We start from the raw sequence: 577 nt of genomic DNA, 5'->3' as shown, positions 1-577 counted from the left end.
TCGGGGACAATGTCAGGTGGGGAGTTTGACTGGGGCGGTCGCCTCCGAAAGGGTATCGGAGGCGCTCAAAGGTTCCCTCAGAATGGTTGGAAACCATTCGAAGAGTGCAAAGGCAGAAGGGAGCTTGACTGCGAGACCGACGGGTCGAGCAGGTAGGAAACTAGGACTTAGTGATCCGGTGGTATGAAAGTGGGATTGCCATCGCTCAACGGATAAAAGCTACCCTGGGGATAACAGGCTTATCACTCCCAAGAGTTCACATCGACGGAGTGGTTTGGCACCTCGATGTCGGCTCATCGCATCCTGGGGCTGAAGTAGGTCCCAAGGGTTGGGCTGTTCGCCCATTAAAGCGGTACGCGAGCTGGGTTCAGAACGTCGTGAGACAGTTCGGTCCCTATCCGGCGCAGGCGGAGGATATTTGAGAGGAGCTGTCCTTAGTACGAGAGGACCGGGATGGACGGACCGCTGGTGTACCGGTTGAGCTGCTAAGCTCATGGCCGGGTAGCCAAGTCTGGCAGGGATAAACGCTGAAGGCATCTAAGCGTGAAGCCCCCCTCAAGATGAGATATCCCATTCG

The 577-nt window shown here is 56.3% G+C and carries 1 rRNA gene; it reads left to right on the top strand.

Features of this window, described 5'->3' with window-relative positions:
• Positions 1 to 577 (top strand): 23S ribosomal RNA (locus GPK90_RS16670); the annotation flags it as partial.

This window comes from Clostridium sp. MCC344 (genome assembly GCF_018785365.1).
Taxonomy (GTDB): domain Bacteria; phylum Bacillota; class Clostridia; order Lachnospirales; family Lachnospiraceae; genus Pilosibacter.
Note: the sequence above shows the minus strand (reverse complement) of the source record. Positions and strands in the feature narration are given on the sequence as shown.